This is a genomic window from Pseudomonas monteilii NBRC 103158 = DSM 14164 (genome assembly GCF_000730605.1).
Taxonomy (GTDB): Bacteria; Pseudomonadota; Gammaproteobacteria; order Pseudomonadales; family Pseudomonadaceae; genus Aquipseudomonas; species Aquipseudomonas monteilii.
On record NZ_BBIS01000008.1, the window covers coordinates 210,682 to 229,818 of the forward strand.

The 19,137-nt window shown below is 62.7% G+C and carries 15 protein-coding genes; 5 read left to right on the forward strand and 10 right to left on the reverse strand.

Annotated features, from left to right (window positions below):
• Nucleotides 1–23: 23 nt before the first annotated feature.
• Nucleotides 24–1,358: a carbohydrate porin gene (locus PM2_RS03470; protein ID WP_028698566.1), complete on the reverse strand. Its 1,335-nt coding sequence runs from the start codon at nucleotides 1,356–1,358 to the stop codon at nucleotides 24–26.
• A gap of 217 nt (nucleotides 1,359–1,575) precedes the next feature.
• Complete coding sequence (locus PM2_RS03475) at nucleotides 1,576–3,624, reverse strand: TonB-dependent receptor (RefSeq protein WP_028698565.1); 2,049 nt, start codon at nucleotides 3,622–3,624, stop codon at nucleotides 1,576–1,578.
• 164 nt (nucleotides 3,625–3,788) lie between these two features.
• Here PM2_RS03475 and PM2_RS03480 point away from each other — a divergent pair, with 164 nt between their 5' ends.
• Complete coding sequence (locus PM2_RS03480) at nucleotides 3,789–4,010, forward strand: VF530 family protein (RefSeq protein WP_028698564.1); 222 nt, start codon at nucleotides 3,789–3,791, stop codon at nucleotides 4,008–4,010.
• A gap of 1 nt (nucleotide 4,011) precedes the next feature.
• Complete coding sequence (locus PM2_RS03485; protein ID WP_028698563.1) at nucleotides 4,012–4,653, forward strand: Pr6Pr family membrane protein; 642 nt, start codon at nucleotides 4,012–4,014, stop codon at nucleotides 4,651–4,653.
• Between the two features lie 68 nt (nucleotides 4,654–4,721).
• Here the strand turns inward: PM2_RS03485 and PM2_RS03490 are convergent, their stop codons facing one another.
• From PM2_RS03490 to PM2_RS03500, 3 genes are all read right to left on the reverse strand, one after another.
• Nucleotides 4,722–5,483: a siderophore-interacting protein gene (locus tag PM2_RS03490; RefSeq protein WP_028698562.1), complete on the reverse strand. Its 762-nt coding sequence runs from the start codon at nucleotides 5,481–5,483 to the stop codon at nucleotides 4,722–4,724.
• A complete protein-coding gene (locus tag PM2_RS03495) occupies nucleotides 5,476–6,021 on the reverse strand; it encodes a PadR family transcriptional regulator (protein WP_028698561.1) in 546 nt (181 codons plus the stop codon). Before PM2_RS03495 ends, PM2_RS03490 begins: the two co-directional genes overlap by 8 nt.
• Before the next feature lie 88 nt (nucleotides 6,022–6,109).
• Nucleotides 6,110–9,259 carry a transglycosylase domain-containing protein gene (locus PM2_RS03500; protein ID WP_016713718.1) on the reverse strand — a complete coding sequence of 1,050 codons (3,150 nt, stop codon included), beginning with the start codon at nucleotides 9,257–9,259 and terminating at the stop codon, nucleotides 6,110–6,112.
• A gap of 392 nt (nucleotides 9,260–9,651) precedes the next feature.
• On the opposite strand from PM2_RS03500, the gene PM2_RS03505 reads away from it, so the two are divergent.
• Complete coding sequence (locus tag PM2_RS03505; protein WP_016713719.1) at nucleotides 9,652–11,070, forward strand: amino acid permease; 1,419 nt, start codon at nucleotides 9,652–9,654, stop codon at nucleotides 11,068–11,070.
• 40 nt (nucleotides 11,071–11,110) lie between these two features.
• Here the strand turns inward: PM2_RS03505 and PM2_RS03510 are convergent, their stop codons facing one another.
• Complete coding sequence (locus PM2_RS03510; RefSeq protein WP_016713720.1) at nucleotides 11,111–12,730, reverse strand: FMN-binding glutamate synthase family protein; 1,620 nt, start codon at nucleotides 12,728–12,730, stop codon at nucleotides 11,111–11,113.
• A 240-nt stretch (nucleotides 12,731–12,970) separates the two neighbouring features.
• On the opposite strand from PM2_RS03510, the gene PM2_RS03515 reads away from it, so the two are divergent.
• Nucleotides 12,971–13,384, forward strand: coding sequence for an NUDIX hydrolase (locus tag PM2_RS03515; RefSeq protein WP_016713721.1), 414 nt, complete (start codon nucleotides 12,971–12,973; stop codon nucleotides 13,382–13,384).
• On the opposite strand, the gene metR is transcribed toward PM2_RS03515, so the two are convergent.
• Nucleotides 13,368–14,285 (reverse strand): transcriptional regulator MetR, encoded by a 918-nt coding sequence (metR, locus tag PM2_RS03520; RefSeq protein WP_019097212.1) that lies wholly within the window; start codon nucleotides 14,283–14,285, stop codon nucleotides 13,368–13,370. The two genes, PM2_RS03515 and metR, sit on opposite strands and share 17 nt — an antisense overlap.
• 196 nt (nucleotides 14,286–14,481) lie before the next feature.
• Here metR and PM2_RS03525 point away from each other — a divergent pair, with 196 nt between their 5' ends.
• Entirely contained in the window at nucleotides 14,482–15,477 is a 996-nt protein-coding gene (locus PM2_RS03525) for an alpha/beta fold hydrolase (protein WP_028698560.1), read from the forward strand.
• An 18-nt stretch (nucleotides 15,478–15,495) separates the two neighbouring features.
• On the opposite strand, the gene PM2_RS03530 is transcribed toward PM2_RS03525, so the two are convergent.
• Genes PM2_RS03530 through aauS form a run of 3 tightly spaced genes read right to left on the reverse strand, consistent with a single transcriptional unit; the run spans nucleotide 15,496 to nucleotide 19,086 of the window.
• On the reverse strand, nucleotides 15,496–15,831 hold the full coding sequence (locus PM2_RS03530) for a GlpM family protein (protein ID WP_028698559.1): 336 nt from the start codon (nucleotides 15,829–15,831) through the stop codon (nucleotides 15,496–15,498).
• A 25-nt stretch (nucleotides 15,832–15,856) separates the two neighbouring features.
• Entirely contained in the window at nucleotides 15,857–17,185 is a 1,329-nt protein-coding gene (gene aauR, locus PM2_RS03535) for a two-component response regulator AauR (protein ID WP_016713725.1), read from the reverse strand.
• Nucleotides 17,182–19,086, reverse strand: coding sequence for a two-component sensor histidine kinase AauS (gene aauS / locus PM2_RS03540; RefSeq protein ID WP_028698558.1), 1,905 nt, complete (start codon nucleotides 19,084–19,086; stop codon nucleotides 17,182–17,184). The genes aauR and aauS overlap by 4 nt, the downstream gene beginning before the upstream one ends.
• Between the last annotated feature and the right edge of the window lie 51 nt (nucleotides 19,087–19,137).

Here is a 19,137-nt window from a genome sequence, read left to right on the forward strand (position 1 = left end):
TTCTCCGTCAGGTCAAAAAGGGGTTAGAAACTGCTCTGGATCTTCAGGCCGCCGACCAGGGCGCCATCAACCTGCGATACCCCGCCCGGGTGGCGGATGTACTGCAGGTTGGGGCGAACCGTGAGCCAGTCGGCCAAATGAATGCCGTAGTACAGCTCGGCGCTGTATTCGGTGTCCTGCACGGGCAGGAAGCCGGGGTTGTCGTAGTCGTCGACGCCGGCGGCCTGGTTGGCCAGGCGGGCGTTCTTGCGGTAGGCAGGGTTGACGTGCACGCGGGCCAGGGCGAAACCGATGTCGTCCTTGGCGCGGGCGTCGAAAGGCCCCTTGTATACCAGTCCTGCCTGCACATAGTTGTCGATGGCATTGGTCTTCTTGTCATGCACCGTGGCGTTGGCGAACAGGCTCAGGCCACGCGACTGGTCGGAGGCCAGCGAAGTCACCTGCTGCTGGGCGCCGAGCCACATGCCGTGTTTGCTGGAACTGCTGCGGTAGGCGGCGCCGCTCAGGGCTGCCGGCTGGCCGTTGCTGTCCTTGAGAACATCCTGTGCCTTGGCATTACTGTAGTAGTAGCCGGCGCGATATTCCCCTTTCAGGCCATTCAGACGCGGGCTCCACACCAGTTCCACCGGCATTACCGCGCCCTGGGTGCCGCTGCCGCTGAGCTTGAAGCCGTTGCCGGATTCAAGGTTGGAAGGGTTCTGCTCGAAGACGCCGACCTGCGCGTAAAGCTCGGAGGTAAGGTTGTAGCGCACGCGCAGGGCCCACTGGCTGACCGGCCAGTTGTACCAGATGCCGCCCACCCAGTTGCCCACCTGCGAGCCGCAGAAGGCCAGGTTCTGGAAGTCGCAGGGGAAGCTGTTGAAGTCCTCGCCTTCGCCGAAGCGGCCGAATTTCACGTCCAGCGCGCTGTCGAAGTACTTCTGCTTGATCCACATCTGGGTCAGGCGCCAAGTTTCGCCACGGCCCCAGACTTCCTGGGCCGAGGTGAAGCCGCCGACGCGTGGGTCGTTGATGCGGTCGTTGCTGATGTTGTCGCCGTGGCGTTCGGTGATGGTCAGCTGGAACTCGGTGTCATGCCAGCCCAGGATCTTTTCCAGGTCCAGGTGGCTGCCAAAGGTGAACTGGTCGCTGTAGCGCGCCGTGCGGTCGTGGTCGTAGCCGCCGTGCAGGTTGCTGCCCATCTCGCCGGTGTAGCCGAGGGTGAAATCGTAGCCTTTTTCCAGCAATTCGCTGCGGGTGCCGCCCCAGTCGCCGAGCATCCAGGGGGAGTCGTTGGCGAACATTTCGCTGGCACTGGCGGGTGTCGCCAAGGCACTGAGGGCAAGGCCGATGTAACAGGGTTTGGGCAGTTGAAACATGAGATAGCGCTATCTTTTGATTGTTGAAAAAACGGCAAGCGCATCGAAGGTCGGGCCCTTCAATGGATATGGCGACAAGAGGGTTTCGATGAAGCGTTTCAGCTTGCGGCGAGGAGGATATAGGGGAAGTTGTAAGAAAAAAAGACAAAATGTCGCAGGGCATTATTGTTTGTCTGGTAACAATGGCCTGTAGGGGGCGCAAAGCGCCCCCGCGATTTCAGAATGTAGTACGCAGGCCGACTTCCACACTACGCCCCGGCGCCGGGGCAATATCGCGCAGAATAGAGCTGGCATAACGCACAGTCTGGTCGGTCAGGTTTTCACCGCGCACAAACGCCAGCCACTGGCTTTGGCCAACCTCGAAGCGGTAGCCAACGCTCGCCCCCAGCGTGGTGTAGCCATCGGTGCTGGTTTCGTTGGCCGGCTTGCGGTGTTGCGATGCCGCATGTTGCACATCGACCCGTGCCTGCCAGCGGTCCAGTTCCCAGACAAGCCCGCTGTTCAGGCGCAGCGGGGCGATGCGTGGCAGCGGCTCGCCACTGTCGAGGTTCTTGGCTCGGGTGTAGTCGCCGGAGAGTTCCAGCGCGAAGCTGCCGTAACGGTTCTCGGCCAGTTGCCAGCGGTCCTGGGCTTCGATGCCATAGAAGCGCGCACGCACGCCCTGGTACTGGTACTCCGGGAAGCTACCGTGGTCATGATCGTGGTCGTGGTCATCCTCGTCGTGGTCGTGGTCATGCCCACCTTCGCGGGTGTTGCCGGTGCCGATCAATCCGATGTAGTTGCGGAAGTGGCTGTAGAACACCCCGACACTGCCCTTGTGCGTGCCATTGTCGAAGCGTAGTGCCAGGTCGGCGGAAATGGCCTTTTCCTTGTTCAGGCTGGCATCGCCAACTTCAAAGGCGCCAGTGGCCACATGTGCGCCATTGGCATACAGCTCGTAGAAGGTCGGAGCGCGCTCGGTGTAGCCGAGGTTGGCGGCCAGCGACCAGATCGGGTCAAGCTGGTACACCGCACCTGACGACAGGCTGAAGGCGTTGAAGCTGCTCGCGCTGTCGGCATCGACGAAGTTTTCGTTGCCTTTGGCGTCGGGGTCTACCCGGGTGTGCTCCATGCGTGCACCCAGGCTCAGGTTCAGGCGCTCGGTGGCCTGCCACTGCTCGAGCATGAACAGCGCCAGGCTGTCGGTATCGGTGTGCGGTACAAAGGCTTCTTCGCCCAGGGCAGAGAACTCGTTGCGGCTGACCTGGGCGCCAATCACCCCTTCCACCGGCCCGAGCGGTTGGTGGCGGGCTTCGATGCGCGCTTCGTAGCCTTTGTTCTTGAAGGTGGTGTGCACCTCGCCTTCTTCAATCTCCCTGTGTTCGTAGTCGGTGTAGCCGGCATCGACCTTGACCGAGCTGAACGGGCCGCCGAGGTCGCGCAGTTCGGAGGCGAAGGCGTAGTGGTCCTGCTTCATGTCCAGGCGCACGCCAGATTCGGCCACCGAGCCGTAGTTGCTGTCATAGCCGCTGTAGGACAGGCCAGCATAGCCGTGATCCCAATGGTACGCGCCACCGACCGCACCGCCATCCTGGCGACCGTCGCTGTTTTCCAGGCGGTGCTTGCTGCCGGGCTCGTCAGCGTCACGCACCTTGGAACTGCGGGCGTAGCCGGGGATGCGCAGGTCGTTGAACTGGCGACTGTTGGCATCCAGGTGCAGGGCAAAGGCACCGTTACCGGCCTCCAGCTTGCCGGCGCTGCTGCGGGTGGTGTCGGCGCCGCCGTAGCGCAGCTCACCGGCACCGTGAATGCCCTCGATGGGCGCATCCGGGATGCGGTTGTCGAAGGTGTTGACCACACCGCCGATGGCGTTACCGCCGTACAGCAGGGCGGCAGGGCCACGGACGATCTCGACGCGGTCGACGGTGACCGGGTCCAGCGGTACGGCATGGTCGTAGGACAGCGACGAGGCATCCAGCGCGCCGACGCCGTTGCGCAGGATACGAATGCGGTCGCCGTCCAGGCCACGAATCACCGGGCGGCTGGCACCCGGTCCGAACCAGGTGGAGGCGACACCGGGCTGTTTGTTCAGGGTTTCACCGAGGCTGCCGTGCTGTTGCTGCAACAGGTTGTCGCCTTCAAGCACGGTGCTGGGAGCGGCCAGCTGGCGATTGCCCAGTGGGTTGGCGGTGATGACCTGGGGTTCGAGTTCCACGGCCTGGCTGGGTGATGCAGCCAGCCAGAGCGCGACGGCAAGGGGTGAGAGGCGAAGCGGTGTGTACAGCATGGGGATGGGGCGTTCCTTGGCAGAGGATTTTGTAATGTTACAACATAACATATCTATTTCAGCACAGAGGTTTTGCCCATTGCCAGCGGTTTTTCTGTCGAGTCGACTGATCCCACCCACCACTACACTCGTGTAAGGTGCGCATCTTTCCTACGGAGCACAGCATGAACACGGCCCAACACAACGCGCTACACGGCAAGACCCTTGAGCAGATCCTTACCGAGCTGGTGGCGCACTACCAATGGCAGGGCCTGGCCGAACGCATCGATGTGCGCTGCTTCAAGAGCAACCCGACCATCAAGTCGAGCCTGACCTTCTTGCGCAAGACACCGTGGGCGCGGGAAAAGGTCGAGCAGCTGTATGTGAAAATGCAGCGACAGGCCTGACATGCCACAGCGTCCTTGGCTGACCGGTATGGCTGTACTGGGCTGGTTCGGTCTGACTGTGCAGGTGTACCTGGTGCTGGTGGCGCGTTGGCAGGAACAGGCCAGCCTGATGGGCGGCCTGATCAACGTGTTCGGGTACTTCACCGTGCTGAGCAATACCTTGGTGGCGACGGTGCTCAGTTATGCGGCGTTTGGGCGGGAAGGGCGTGCCAAGCGTTTTTTCCTGTCTCCTTCGGTGAGTTCCGCGATCGCTGCCAGTATCGTGCTGGTGGCACTGGCCTACAGCGTGCTGCTGCGCCACTTGTGGCAACCGCAGGGTTGGCAGTGGCTGGCGGATGAACTGCTGCACGACGTGATGCCGGTGCTGTATGCCTTGTATTGGTGGTGCGAGGTGCGCAAGGGCACGTTGCGGCTATGGCACCTGGCGGTCTGGGCGATATACCCGGCGGTGTACTTTGCCTATGCGCTGTGGCGGGGGAGCGAGATTGGCGTGTATGCCTACCCGTTCATCGATGTGGCGAGCCTTGGATATGGGCAGGTGATGCTCAATGCCTTGGGGGTGTTGATGGGGTTCTGGGGGATTGGAGTCGTTTTGCTGGGGCTGGACAAATGGCAAGGGCGACGGGCGGCTGAAAATCTCTAGATATGTTGTTGCCTGTTCCGGCCCTTTCGCGGGTAAACCCGCGAAAGGGCCGGAACAGGCAACAACAATCACTCGTCGTCCGCAGTCCCGTCGGCACGCCAGTAGGCCGCAGCCTTCAGCGCATCTTCCGGCACCCCTTTCTCCAGCAGCAGCGCCTTGGCCTGGCGGGTCAGGGTTTTTTCCAGCGCCACCCAGCCATACAACCGGCCTTGCGGCAAGGTCAGGTTCTTCACCAGTGCCAGCAAATCTTCCTGCTGGCGGCGTACCCAGATCACTTCAACCTGAGCCTTGCTCGGCAGTGGCTGGCGCTCCTGCTCATCTTCGATCTGGATCACCGCCAGCACTTGGCGGCCCGCTGGCAACTCTTCCAGCCGACGGCCAATTGCCGGAATGGCCGTTTCGTCACCAACCAGCAAATAGCTGTCGAACATGTCCGGCACCACCATCGACGCCCGTGGCCCGGCGATATCCAGCGTTTGCCCCGGCGCGGCCTGCGCAGCCCAGGTGGAGGCAGGGCCGTCACCGTGCAGCACAAAGTCGATATCCAGCTCATTGGCCACCAGGTCGATACGCCGTGGTGTGTACTCGCGCATGGTGGGCCGTGCACCACCGTCACGCCCCAGATTACGGGCCTCGATGGCCTGCTGTTGTTCTGGCGTTTCGGCGAACAGCAGTTTGATATGGTCGTCGCTGCCCACGCTGGTGAAGCCTTGCAGCTCGGTACCACCCAGGGTGATGCGGCGCATGCGTGGGGTGAGGTCGGTGACCCGCAGTACCTGCAGTCGGCGTTGTCGGATCTCGTGGTTGACGCGGTGGATGGTGTCACTCATGGGGAGTCTCCCTGACAGGTTCGGCCGGCCCGGAGGCAATGGCCTTGGCGGTATGGTTGAGCAGGTCGCGAACTCGTTCGATTTCTTCCGGTGTCCAGCGGCCGCTGTGCATGTGCAGTGCGTGGCGCAGGTTGCCGACCGCTTCGTGAATTTCTGGCGGGCGGTCATGGCCGCGCAGGGCGCGTTTGCTGACTTCGATGCGCATACGCACGCCGTCCAGCGCGACAGCTTGCTCGGCCAGCGCATGGCGGCCGGCATCGGTGATGGCGTAGAGGCGTTTGCTGCCCTGTATCTGGCCGCTGATCAGCTCGGCTTCTTCAAGGAAGTTCAGCGTGGGGTAGATCACCCCGGGGCTTGGGCTGTAGCTGCCGTCGAAAAGGTTCTCGATCTGGCGGATCAGGTCGTAACCGTGGCCGGGCTGTTCGGCCAGCAGGTCGAGCATCAATAGCTTGAGGTCTCCGGGGGCGAAAACGCGTGGGCCACGCTCGCCACGGCCAGGGCGCCGTTCGAAGGGATCATGGGGGGTGTGTTCGCGCATGGGACAGGGCTCCATCAGTTGCGATATATCTTAAGATATTACTCAAGATATATCTAAAGACAAGCCCTTTAATGCGGATGATTATCATCTAGTCGTTCGATACGTTCCCTGCCGCTGGTGGTGTGTGCAGGGCAACCTGCGGCGGTTTGCATTCATTCGGATTGCCCGGTTGCAGGTACGGCATGAGGATCGGGGCCATGCCCTTGAGCACCTGCACGGGCAGTGCCGAGGTGAATTTGAACGCCTCTGCCGAGCGCCCCGGGACGAAGGCGGTGAGGGTGCCGAAGTGGTTGTCGCCCAGGAAGAACACGAAGGTGGCGGTACGGTTCAGCGAGCGCGAGCCAATCAACCGACCGCCGGCGCCGAAGCTTTCGATGCGGTTGTCACCGGTACCGGTCTTGCCACCCATCACCAATGGTGTGCCGTCCTGCAGCTTGAAGCTGCCGGAAATACGCCGCGCGGTACCTGCGTCTACCACTTGCGACATGGCGCCTTTCAGGGCACGCGCGACTTCAACCGGCAGAATCCGCACGCCCCGGTCAGGGTCGGTGATCAGCTTGGTTTCGTAAGGTGTGTTGGCCGCAAAGTGCAGGGTATCGATACGCAAGGTTGGCAGGCGAACGCCGTCGTTCTGGATGATGCCGACCAGTTCGGAAAGGGCAGCAGGGCGGTCGCCCGAGCTGCCGATGGCAGTGGCCAGCGAAGGCACCAGGTGGTCGAATGGATAGCCCACGCGTTTCCAGCGCTGGTGGATGTCGAGGAAGGCTTCGATCTCGACCATGGTGCGGATGCGGCTATCGCGGGCGCCTTGGTGGCGGCTCTTGAACAACCAGCCGTACACCTCCTGGCGCTCGAAGCGGCTGGCGTTGACCATCTCGGTCAGGGTCGAGCTGGGGTTCTTCAGCAAGTAGCCGAGCAGCCACAGGTCGAGCGGGTGGACCTTGGCGATGTAGCCTTGATCAGGCAGGTCGTACTTGCCTGGGCCGTAGGCGTCGTACATTTCCGACAGGCGACCGTCGGTCAGCTTGCCCAAGGCAATCTTGTCGCCCTTGAGGTGGGCACGGACGAAGGCATTGAAGGTTTCCTGGCCGGCTTCGGGGAACAGGTAGCGGTGCACCGCCGCCAGCCGCTGTGGCGTCACACGCATACTGTCGAGGAAGGTGTCCAGGCGCTGCTGCGAGGTCTTGCGTTGGTATTTCTTCCAGAAGCGCATCAGGTAATTGGTGCCTTCCTTGTCGGCGAAGCGGGCCAGGTATTCCTGGCGGCGCGGATCGGCGTCGTCCTTTAGCAGCGGCACGCGGTTGTACGGCTGCTGGTAGGTCACGTAGCGCACCAGGTCGCGCATCAGGCGGATGAACGGCAGGTTGATCGATTCGCGCAGGGCATCCTTGAGCGTCGGGTTGCGGTTGTTGTCTTCCTTGCGGAAGTTGTTGAACACATGCATGCCGCCGCCGGTGAAGAAGGCTTCACCGGTGTTGGCGGAATACTTGCGCTCCAGCGCCGCATCGAGCATGGCATCCAGGCTCTGGTTCTTGCTGTTTTGTGCAAGCCACTCCAGCGACCACTGGGTAATGCGGTCGAGTTCGGCGACTTCGACCTTTTTCAACTCGGCGGCGGGTTTGCCCGCGTACTTGTCGTGCAGCTGCGCGATGATTTCCAGGTAGGTGGTCAGTACCCGCAGCTTGGCGGTCGAGCCCAGCTCCAGCTTGCTGCCTTCGTTGATGTCGAAAGGCTGGTTGGTGCTGTCGGTCTGCACACGCACCCGTGAGCCGTCGCCGGTGCGCTCGAACAGGGTAAAGCTGTAGCTCACCTGGTCGGTGGTCTTGCTGGTCAGCAGGCGCTCGCCGATCAGGCCGATCTGCGCCGCGAATTCGGGGTCGGCAAGGTTCTTCAGGTACTGGCTCACTTGCAACTGCAAATCCGCCTGCAAGGTGCTGGTGGCCGACAGGTCGAGTCGGTCGAGGTCGTACAAAGGGCGGTTGAGCATGGCGGCCAGGCGGTTGCGTGCCAGGCTGATGCCCTTGTTGGTCACAATCGGCACGATGGTCGGCTGCGCAACCCAGTCGCGGTACACCGCCTTGCTGGCCAGCGCGGCGTCGGCCAAGGGCTGCTCGATCACCTTGTTGGCGGCCAGCACGCGGATGTGCGAATCGGTCAGTTCTGCCAGCTCGACGCGGCCCTTGGACAGGTAATGCGAGGGGCGGCGCTGGGCAATCATCAGTGACAGTACTTGGCGCAGGGCCAGGCCGCGTGCGGCCATGCTCTCGGGGTCGCTGGCCGTGGAAGTCAGGGCCTGGTTGACCTGGTCGAAGTCGGCGCCGTACCACACCCGCAAGCCTTCGGCCATGCCATGCACTTCGCCATGCCCCGGTACAGCCGAGAGAGGCACGCTGTTGAGGTAGTCACGCACGATACGCTGACGAGCCTCAGTCGTGTCAGGGCCGCCTTGGTAGGCGCGTACGCTGGCGGAAATCATCTGGCGGATTTTCTCGGCCCCCGAGACGGTCAGGCCGTCTGGGGAGTGACGGTATTTTTCCAGCTGCGTGGCCAAGGTACTGCCGCCAGCGGACTGGCCGGGCAAGGCCAGGTACTTGGCCACCTGGCTGTAGGCTGCCTTGGCAAAGCGTGGCCAGTCCACGGCCGGGTTGTTGCGCGGGTCCTGGGTGTCGAGCAGGTCGCGGTTCTCGATGAACAGCAGGCTGTTGACCATCACCGGCGGGATCGCTGCAAAATCAGGGTACAGGTGCTGCGGGTAGTTGTACTGGTACAGGGTGTCGCCACGGCAGTCGGTGATCGACAGACCGGCCTGGATTTTCTCGATGTAAGGCACGAACAGCCCGTGTTCGACGTAGTTCATCAACGCTGGCGAGAACTTCACCTGCTCGCTGATCAGGTAGTCGCGCTTGAGCAGGCGTGGCAAGAACTCGCCCAACGCGCTGTAGCCCAGGCGTTTGTCGAACGGCCCTTCACCCGGGTACACGATGGCATCGCTGGGGCCTGGCTGCAGCGAATAGGTCAGCGTGCCGGCCAGTTTGCTGAATTCTCGCGATTGCAGCTCGGAGGTGCGGAATTCGTCATACGCCGCAAAGCCGATGGCAACCAGCGCCACCAGCAGAATAAGGATGATCAGCCGCCACCATAGCCGACGCTGACGGGGTGACTTGGGTTGTGGCGTCTCGGCCGGAGGTATCTCGGGTGCTTCCGTTCTGGTTGGTTCCGATTGCCACAGTGCGCCCATAGTCTTCTATCCGGCCAGGTATTTTCGTCTTGCTTGTCTGAAGCTTAGACGTTGAGCGGGTGAGGTGAAAAATTTGTAGGACGGGAAGAAAGGCGAGGTAGGGCTATGCGGCTTTGGTGTGGGTTTCTTCGTACCGGGATGTTGCTATGGTGCTCGGGCGATCGTGATAAGTGTGACGCGATCCCGGGGTTCTCGCCAAATTTCTGCACATATACAGTGAAAACCCCTACAACGCTCTTCCTATACTGCTCGCCCCCTTCGACCTGCCGGGCGCTCTATTCCGGCATACGGGCCGGCCCACAAGGCCAGTCTGGCAAGCCAACGCCACGCCTATCGGCATGGCCGGTGCTGCACGAAGGTCAAATCCAATAACAAAATGAGGTTGTATTGCTATGCCAGTCGGCAACCACCCTGCCCACGGCCCTGCCACTGAAGGCGGCCCGCTCAAGCGTGAACTGGGCGAACGGCACATCCGTCTGATGGCGCTGGGCGCCTGTATCGGTGTCGGTCTTTTCCTGGGTTCGGCCAAGGCCATCGAAATGGCCGGCCCTGCGATCATGCTGTCCTATATCATCGGCGGCCTGGCCATCCTTGTGATCATGCGCGCCCTTGGTGAAATGGCCGTGCACAACCCTGTCGCCGGCTCCTTCAGCCGCTATGCCCAGGACTACCTCGGCCCTCTGGCGGGCTTCCTCACCGGTTGGAACTACTGGTTCCTGTGGCTGGTGACCTGCGTTGCCGAAATTACCGCAGTGGCCATCTATATGGGCATCTGGTTCCCCGACGTACCGCGCTGGATCTGGGCCCTGGCGGCGCTGGGCAGCATGGGCGCGGTCAACCTGGTAGCGGTGAAGGCTTTCGGTGAATTCGAGTTCTGGTTCGCCCTGATCAAGATCGTCACCATCATCGCCATGGTCCTGGGCGGTATCGGCATCATCGCCTTTGGTTTTGGCAATGACGGTGTGGCTATGGGCATTTCCAACCTGTGGAGCAACGGTGGCTTCATGCCCAATGGCGTGACCGGCGTGCTGATGTCGCTGCAGATGGTGATGTTCGCTTACCTGGGCGTGGAAATGATCGGCCTGACCGCCGGTGAAGCACGCAACCCGCAAAAGACCATCCCGCAGGCCATCGGCTCGGTGTTCTGGCGCATTCTGCTGTTCTACGTGGGCGCGTTGTTCGTGATCCTGTCGATCTACCCGTGGAACGAAATCGGCAGCCAGGGCAGCCCGTTCGTGATGACCTTCGAGCGCCTCGGTATCAAGACTGCGGCCGGCATCATCAACTTCGTGGTCATCACAGCGGCACTGTCGTCGTGCAACGGCGGCATCTTCAGCACCGGGCGCATGCTCTATAGCCTGGCGCAGAACGGCCAGGCCCCGGCGGCCTTCGCCCGTACTTCGAAGAATGGGGTACCGCGCAATGCGCTGCTGCTGTCGATCGGCGCGCTGTTGCTGGGTGTACTGGCCAACTATCTGGTGCCGGAAAAGGTCTTTGTCTGGGTCACCTCGATCGCTACCTTCGGCGCGATCTGGACCTGGGTGATGATTCTGCTCGCACAGCTCAAGTTCCGCGCAGGCCTTACCACCGCCGAGCGCAAGGCACTGAAGTACCGTATGTGGCTGTGGCCGCTGAGCTCCTACCTGGCGCTGGCGTTCCTGGTGCTGGTGGTTGGCTTGATGGCGTACTTCGAGGATACCCGTGTGGCCCTGTACATCGGCCCGGCGTTCCTGGTGCTGTTGACGGTGTTGTATTACGCGTTCCGCCTGGCGCCGAAAGAAGCTCAAGGTGTAGCAAATACCGCGTCCTGATCTGAAATAACCGGGGCTGCGCAGCAGCCCCGGGGCTCTCTCAGGCAGCTACTTCACTGTGCGGTTCAAAACTGTCCGCCCGGGCCAGTTGCCACATGCGCGAATAGAACTGCCCGTTCACCTCGCCCGTCAGCAGCTCTCCTGGCTTCAAGAACACATGCATCTGCGAGAACAGCTTGATCTCGGTGGCCGAGATGCGCCGCACCAGGTGCTTGGCCTCCAGCTGCGCAGGGTGCTCCAGGCCTGCCGCCGCGAGCATTTCAGCCAGGGCACGCAGGGTGTTGTGGTGGAAGTTCAATACCCGCTGGGCCTTGTCCGGCACCACCAGCGCACGCTGGCGTAGTGGGTCTTGTGTCGCCACGCCGGTCGGGCACTTGTTGGTGTGGCAGCTCTGCGACTGAATACAACCGATGGCGAACATGAAGCCGCGTGCCGAGTTTGCCCAGTCAGCGCCAATCGCCAGTACGCTGGCGATGTCGAAGGCGCTGACAATCTTGCCGCTGGCCCCGAGCTTGATCTTGTCGCGCAAGTTAAGGCCCACCAGGGTGTTGTGCACGAACAACAACCCTTCGCGTAGCGGCACGCCGATATGGTCGGTGAATTCCACCGGCGCCGCGCCGGTGCCGCCTTCCTTGCCATCGACAACAATGAAGTCGGGCAGGATGCCGGTTTCCAGCATGGCTTTGGCAATGCCCATGAACTCCCAAGGGTGGCCCAGGCAGAATTTGAAACCGACGGGTTTGCCACCGGACAATTCACGCAGCTGTGCGATGAACTGCATCATCTCGATTGGCGTAGAGAAAGCGCTGTGGCGCGACGGCGAGATGCAGTCCTCACCCATCAGCACGCCACGGGTCTCGGCGATTTCCTGGGTGACCTTGTGTTTGGGCAGGATGCCGCCATGGCCGGGTTTGGCGCCCTGGCTCATCTTGATCTCGATCATGCGAACCTGCGGGCTGCGCGCCTGGGCGGCGAAGCGTTCGGGGTCGAAGCGCCCGTCTGGCGTGCGGCAACCGAAGTAGCCACTGCCCAGTTCCCAGACCAGGTCGCCACCGTGCTCGCGGTGGTAAGGGCTGATGCTGCCCTCGCCGGTGTCATGGTGGAAATTACCCAGCTTGGCACCCTGGTTGAGGGCGCGGATGGCGTTGGCGCTGAGCGAGCCGAAGCTCATTGCCGAAATGTTGAAAATCGATGCCGAGTACGGCTGGCTGCACTGCGGCCCGCCGACAATGACGCGGAAGCTGGACGGGTCGGCCAGCGGCGCCGGGCGCATGGAGTGGCCGATGAACTCGAAGCCGGACTCGTATACATCGATCAGGGTGCCGAATGGCTTGTCCGAGGCTTCGTTTTTCGCCCGGGCATACACCAGCGAACGCTGGGCGCGGGAGAACGGCAAGGCGTCGCTGTCCGATTCCAGCAGGTACTGGCGGATTTCCGGGCGAATGGCTTCGACCAGGTAGCGGATGTTGCCCAGAATCGGGTAGTTGCGGCGCACCGCATGGCGTTGCTGCAGCAGGTCGAATACGCCGATCAGGCTGAGGATGCCAGTGGTCAGGGTGAACGGCCACAGCCATTCGTGGTGGGTGAAGGGCAGGCTCGCCAGGGTGAACAGCACACAGGCGGCGAAGAAGGCATAGCGACTGAGAAGTGACAGGCTCATACGGGGTCCTTGCGATGGCGCGGTCAGGCTCAGGGCCTGGGGGCAAACCCCGACCATAGCCAAGATGCGGGGCGCTGCAAATTAAAATCGGGGTAGCGAAAACCATTCTCGAATCGAGGGTATGACCACAGCCGGAACACATGCCCTGTGGCAGCAGCTGTCTTCTTGTGGGCGCTGGCCTTGTCAGGCCAATGATCCCCATGGGATCCTCCCCGGCCATTATTTCCAGCGAGCCCTCCCATGCCCAACATCATCCGCATCGCCGCTGCCCTGCTGATCGACCCCCAGGGCCGTACCTTGCTGGTGCGCAAGCGCGGCACCGAGGCCTTCATGCAGCCAGGTGGCAAGATCGATGCCGGTGAATCACCGGTGCAGGCGCTGGTGCGTGAACTGCATGAAGAGCTGGGGCTGAACATCAACGCGGACCAGGCCGTGCATCTGGGCCGGTTCAGTGCCCCGGCCGCGAACGAACCAGGCTTCGAGGTGCAAGCCGAACTGTTCCGTGTCGACAGCGCCGCGTCGGTAACGCCGGCTGCGGAGATCGAAGAGGTGGTGTGGCTGGCTGCCGATCAGGCACCAGCCCTGCCGCTGGCGCCTTTGACCCGCGACCTGATACTGCCGCTGTACCGCCAGGCAGTCAGCGCACCGCGCTGACGCCGTCGAGCGTGGCGAACGAGGTGTCTTTGGCGGTCAACAAGAAGTCGCGCATGTACGGCGCATCGAGCATGTCGGTGCGCACGGCAGCATAAAGGGTGGCGAACAGGCCTTTTTCACCCAGGCGCTTGCCCTTTACATAGCCGCGCGAGCTGTACTCGTGCAGTGCCCAGTGCGGCATGCCGCAGACCCCACGGCCACTGGCCACCAGTTGCATCATCATCACCGTCAGCTCCGACGTGCGCACGGCAGCCGGCTCTATGTCGGCCGGCTCCAGGAAGCGGGTGAAGATGTCCAGGCGGTCGCGCTCCACCGGGTAGGTGATCAGCGTCTGGTCGAGCAAGTCTTGCGGCACGATGTAGGGCTTGCTGGCCAGCGCGTGCTGGTTAGCCACGGCCAGCATCGCTTCGTACGTGAACAGCGGCACATACGTGATACCTGCCAGGTCCACCGGGTCGGAAGTCACCACCAGGTCCAGGTCGCCGCGTGCCAGTGCCGGCAGCGGGGCGAAGGCAAAGCCGGAGGCTAGGTCCAGCTCCACTTCCGGCCAGGCATCGCGGAACTGGTCGATGGTCGGCATCAGCCACTGGAAGCAGCTGTGGCATTCGATGGCCATGTGCAGGCGCCCGGCGGTGCCACCGGCCAGGCGCGCAATGTCGCGCTCGGCGCCGCGCAGCAGTGGCAGGGTGGCATCAGCCAGTTGCAGCAGGCGCAGCCCGGCACTGGTGAAGCGGATCGGCTTGGTCTTGCGCACGAACAGCGGCAGGCCCAGGCGCTCTTCCAGCTCCTTGAACTGATGCGACAGCGCCGACTGGGTCAGGTGCAGGCGCTCGGCGGCTTCCACCAGGCTGTCGGCTTCGCGCAGGGCATGAAGGGTTTTCAGGTGACGGATCTCCAGCACAGCTGACTCCGGGGTGTGGGATTGAAGAAACAGGGAATGAGTTGAGTTTCTCTCATGTTGGCGTGCCTGTCGACTGGGCGTTCAGCCGCACCGCCTGGCGGGAGTCATGAAACTGTCACCGAACTGTGGCAGCGCGCCCGAACAGAATTCATCAGACTCGCGCTCTACTGGGGATCTGCATTCTGGTGTTTCTTTCATGCGGGCTTTTTGGCTTTTTCTTTTCTTCCTTTTCAGCGTACCTGCCAGCTTCGCCGAACAGCGTTGTGACGCCCAGGTACCGGAGCAGCGCGCCGAGCTGGGCACGGTCAGCCTGGTGTACCAGAGCGTGGGCGCGCCGCGTGATCCGGCCTTGCTGCTGGTCATGGGCCTGGGCGGGCAACTGATCCACTGGCCGGACGATGTGGTCGAGGCATTGTGCCGCCAAGGTTTCAGGGTTATTCGCTACGACAACCGCGATGTCGGGCTGTCACGCTGGAACCAGGTGCCGCCGTCGGCAAACCTGACGGTGGAGCTGCTGCGTTACAAGCTGGGCTTGCCAGTGGCGGCGCCTTATACGCTGACCGACATGGCAGACGATGGCTTACGCCTGATGGACGCCTTGGGGGTGCGCCAGTTTCATGTACTGGGCGTGAGCATGGGCGGCATGATCGCCCAGCACCTGGCAGCCATGGCTCCCGAGCGCGTGCGCAGCCTGACGTTGATCATGTCCAGTTCCGGGGCGGCGGGGTTGCCGGCGCCGGCCCCGGCGCTGGTACAGTTGCTGGCCCGGCGTAGCGCGCCAAACCGCGAGGTGGCCATCGAGCAGCAGGCCGACCTGCTGGCGGCGTTGGGCAGCCCAGAGGTGCGGGACGACCGCGCCGTGTTGCTGCACCAGGCAGCGGTGGCTTACGACCGGGCGTTCAACCCGGACGGGGCCAAGCGCCAGATCATGGCGATCCTGGCCGAGCCAAGCCGCGTCGAGCTATTGAACCAGTTGAGGGTGCCGACCCTGGTGGTGCATGGCACGGCTGACCCGTTGCTGCCGGTGATGCATGGTGTGCACCTGGCGGCGCATATTCAAGGCAGCCAGCTGCGCTTGATACCAGGGCTGGCACACCGCTTCCAGGAGCCGTTCAAAGCGCCGCTGCTGGGGGCTGTGTTGCCTTATCTGCAAGCGCATCGGCAGGATGTCACGCATATCGCAGGGCTCTGAAACCCGCGCCGATATCAATCAGTGCATCCGCACCCACAAGGTCACCAGCACGGTCGCGGCCATCAGCCAGGCCACCGTGGCCAGTGCCAGCGATGCCTCCAGGCGCAGGCGGTCAACCAATAGATACAGGGTCGCCAGGTACACGAAATACGGAATGATCGACCACATGCCGAACAGGATGGTGGTCTTCAGGTCGGCAATGCTGCGCCCCTTGCCAACAATGTAATGGGCAATCAGGGCAAAAGTGGGGAACAGCGGCACCAGCCCGGCGATGTAGTAGTTACGCGTCTTTGACAGCACCGCCAGCAGCAGTACCACGCCAGCGCCCAGGGCCGCTTTGAATACCAGATCCACGTTGTTATTCCAGTTTGGGTTGAGGTCAGCCGAGGCCGTATTTCTTCACTTTGTCGAACAACGTGGTCTTGGCCATGCCCAGCTCCTGGCTGGCCTGGCTCAGGTTGCCCCCGGTGCGCTGCAGGGCGTCGCTGAGCAGGTTGCGTTCAAACGCCTCCACCGCCTCGGCAAAGCCCAAACCTTGGCTGGCGCCGCTGCTGGGGCCTTTCTTGAACGCCGGCAGGCCAAGCGCATAGCGTTCGGCCACGTTGCGCAACTCGCGCACATTGCCCGGCCAATCGTGGGCCATCAGGCGCGACAAGGTCTGGCTGTCCAGCGTCGGGGTTTCCCGGTCGAAGCGCAGGGCCGACTGCTGGAGGAAGTGTTCGAACAGTTGCAGGATGTCTTCGCGGCGCTCGCGCAGTGGCGGCAGTTCCAGGGTGACCACGTTCAGCCGGTAATACAGGTCGCTGCGGAACTGGCCGCTCTGGCCCATGCTGTCGAGGTCGGCCTTGGTCGCGGCAATTACCCGGCAATCCACCGGGATGCTCTGGTTAGAGCCCAATCGTTCCAGGGTACGTTCCTGCAGCACGCGCAGCAGCTTGATCTGCAGGTTGATCGGCATGCTCTCGACTTCATCGAGGAACAGCGTGCCGCCGTTGGCGTGCTCGATCTTGCCGATGCGGCGTTTGCCGGCGCCGGTGAAGGCGTTGGCCTCATGGCCAAAAATCTCGCTTTCGAACAGGTTTTCCGGCAGGCCGCCACAGTTCAGCGCCACGAACGGTTGGCTCTGGCGGCGGCTGAAATCGTGCAGGCAGCGTGCGACCAGCTCTTTCCCGGTACCGGTTTCGCCTTCGATCAGCACGTTGGCTGAGGTATCGGCGACGTTGGCGATCAGTTCGCGCAAGTGCTCCATGGCGGGGGAACGGCCAATGATGCGGCCCTCAAGGCTGCTCTGTCCGGCCAGTTGGCGGCGTAGGGCCACCACTTCTCGCGACAGCCCGCGTTGCTCCAGTGCGCGGCGCACCACATCGACCAGGCGCTCGGGGGAGAACGGTTTTTCCATGAAGTCGTAGGCGCCGTTACGCATGGCGCCGACGGCCATGTCGATATCGCCATGGCCGGTGATCAGCACCACCGGCAGGCTGCGATCACGGGCCTTTAGGCGGTTGAGCAGTTCCAGGCCGTCAATGCCTGGCAGGCGGATGTCACTGACGACAATGCCGGCGAAATCGTCGCCGATGCGTTCCAGCGCCTGTTCGGCGCTACCCACGCCTTCGCAGGCGATATCTTCCAGCGCCAGCGCCTGCTGGCAGCCGAGCAGCACATGCGGGTCGTCTTCGACGATCAGGACGGTAAGAGGCGCTTGGTTCATGGGTGCTCTGCCGATTCGCTAGGGGGAGAAACCAGGGGCAAGGCCAGGACGAAGGCCGTGCCGCCAGTGGCGGGGTGCTCGACGTTGAGGCTGCCCTTGGCGGCGGCGGCAAGGCTCGCCGACAAGGTCAGGCCCAGGCCCAGGCCATGTTCGCCCGGTTTGGTGGTGAAGAAAGGTTCGAACAGGTGCTTGCGCGCCTCGGCATCGATGCCGTGGCCATTGTCGCGCACCTGCAAGCGGTACTTGTCGCCCTGCAGGTCGCCTTCCAGCCATAGCTCGGGCAGCGGTTGCGCGGCCATGGCATCAAGCGCGTTGCCGATCAGGTTGACCAGAATCTGTTCGAGGCGCGTCTGGTCGATAGCCAGCTGCTGGTCGTCGAACTGGTGGTGCAACTGCAAATGGCAGGCGCTGATGCGGTTGGCCAATACTTGCAAGGTCGCCTCCACCGCCTTGGCCAGCGAGGCCTGGCCGCTGTCATCGCCGCGCCGGGCGAAGGAGCGCAGGCTGGCGGTGATGCGGCCCATGCGGTCAATAAGGTCGTTCATGGTGCGCAGGTTGGTGCTGGCGGTTTCCAGTGCCCCACGTTCGAGGAAACGCACCGTGTTGCCAGACAAGGTGCGCAACGCGGCCAGCGGCTGGTTCAGCTCATGGGCGATACTGGTGGACATTTGCCCGATGGCCGCCAGCTTACCGGCCTGCACCAACTCATCCTGGGCGTGGCGCAAGGTTTGCTCTGCATGCCGGCGCTCGCGAATTTGCCCCTTCAGGCGTTCGTTGCTGGCACGCAGGTCGGCGGTGCGCTCGGCAATCCGCCGCTCCAGCTGGCTATTCGCTTCCTCAAGGGCTTCACGGGCTGCCAGGCGGGTAGCGATGACCTTGCGTCGTTCGTTCCAGGCGATGCCGAGGATCGCCAGCAAGGCGAACGCCACGCCCACCAGAATACCCTGCACCATGGATTCGCGGCGCAGGTCCTGCAGCGGGGTCAGCAGGGTGAAATGCCAGGGTGTATCCACCAGGCGACGGGTCTGCGCCAGGTAGGCAACCTCGTGGGGTTTGCCTTTTGCGGTTTCGCTGTTGGCCGGGAAGGTCAGTTTTTCCACGCCATCGGCCAGGGTTTCCCGGGCCAGTGGCTGCAACTCGTTCAGCGGCCACCAGTAGTATTGCAGGCTGCGCGCCAGGCGCTCCTTGATTTGCGGGGTCAGCGGACGCACCGACTTCAGGCGTCGGGCCGGGTCGCTGGAAAGGATGATGATGCCGTTCTCGTCACTGACGAACGCCTCCAGACGGGCACGTTGCCAGCGCTCCTCAAGCGTGTCCAGGCGCACCTTGATCACGGCCACGCCGATGATCTTGCCGTGCTCCTCCAGGCCATGAGCCAGGTAGTAGCCAGCCTCGCCGGTGGTGCTGCCGATGCCATAGAAACGCCCAGGCTCACCGCGCACGGCTGTCTGGAAGTAGGCGCGGAACGACAGGTCTTCACCCAGGAACGAGTCGGCGTCGCGCCAGTTGCTGGTGGCCTGTACCCGGCCATTGGTATCGAGAACGAAGATGGCTCGGCTGCGGCTGCGCCGGTTCAGGCCCTCAAGGTATTCGTTTACCGTTTGCCGTGAGCCGCCGTCCGGGTCGGTGAGCAGGTGCGAGACGCTGTCTTCCAGCTCCAGCAGGCTCGGCAGGTAGGTGTACTTGCTGATTTCGCTTTCGACGGTGCGCGCGTGCAGCTCCAGCTGGCGCTCACCGTTTTCGCTGAGGGTGCGAATGCCGTTGCTTTCGCTGATCAGGTAGCCAGCCATCCCCAGTCCGACCATCAGCAGGATGATCAGGGGCGGCAACAGCAATTGGCGGAGCAGGCGGGAATTCACGGCAGGCTTTGCAGGGAGAAGAAGCGAAGGATCGCATTTCATCACAGTGGCCTTGTCACGACCAGCGCCAACTGCCCGAAAGGGCAGCGGCGC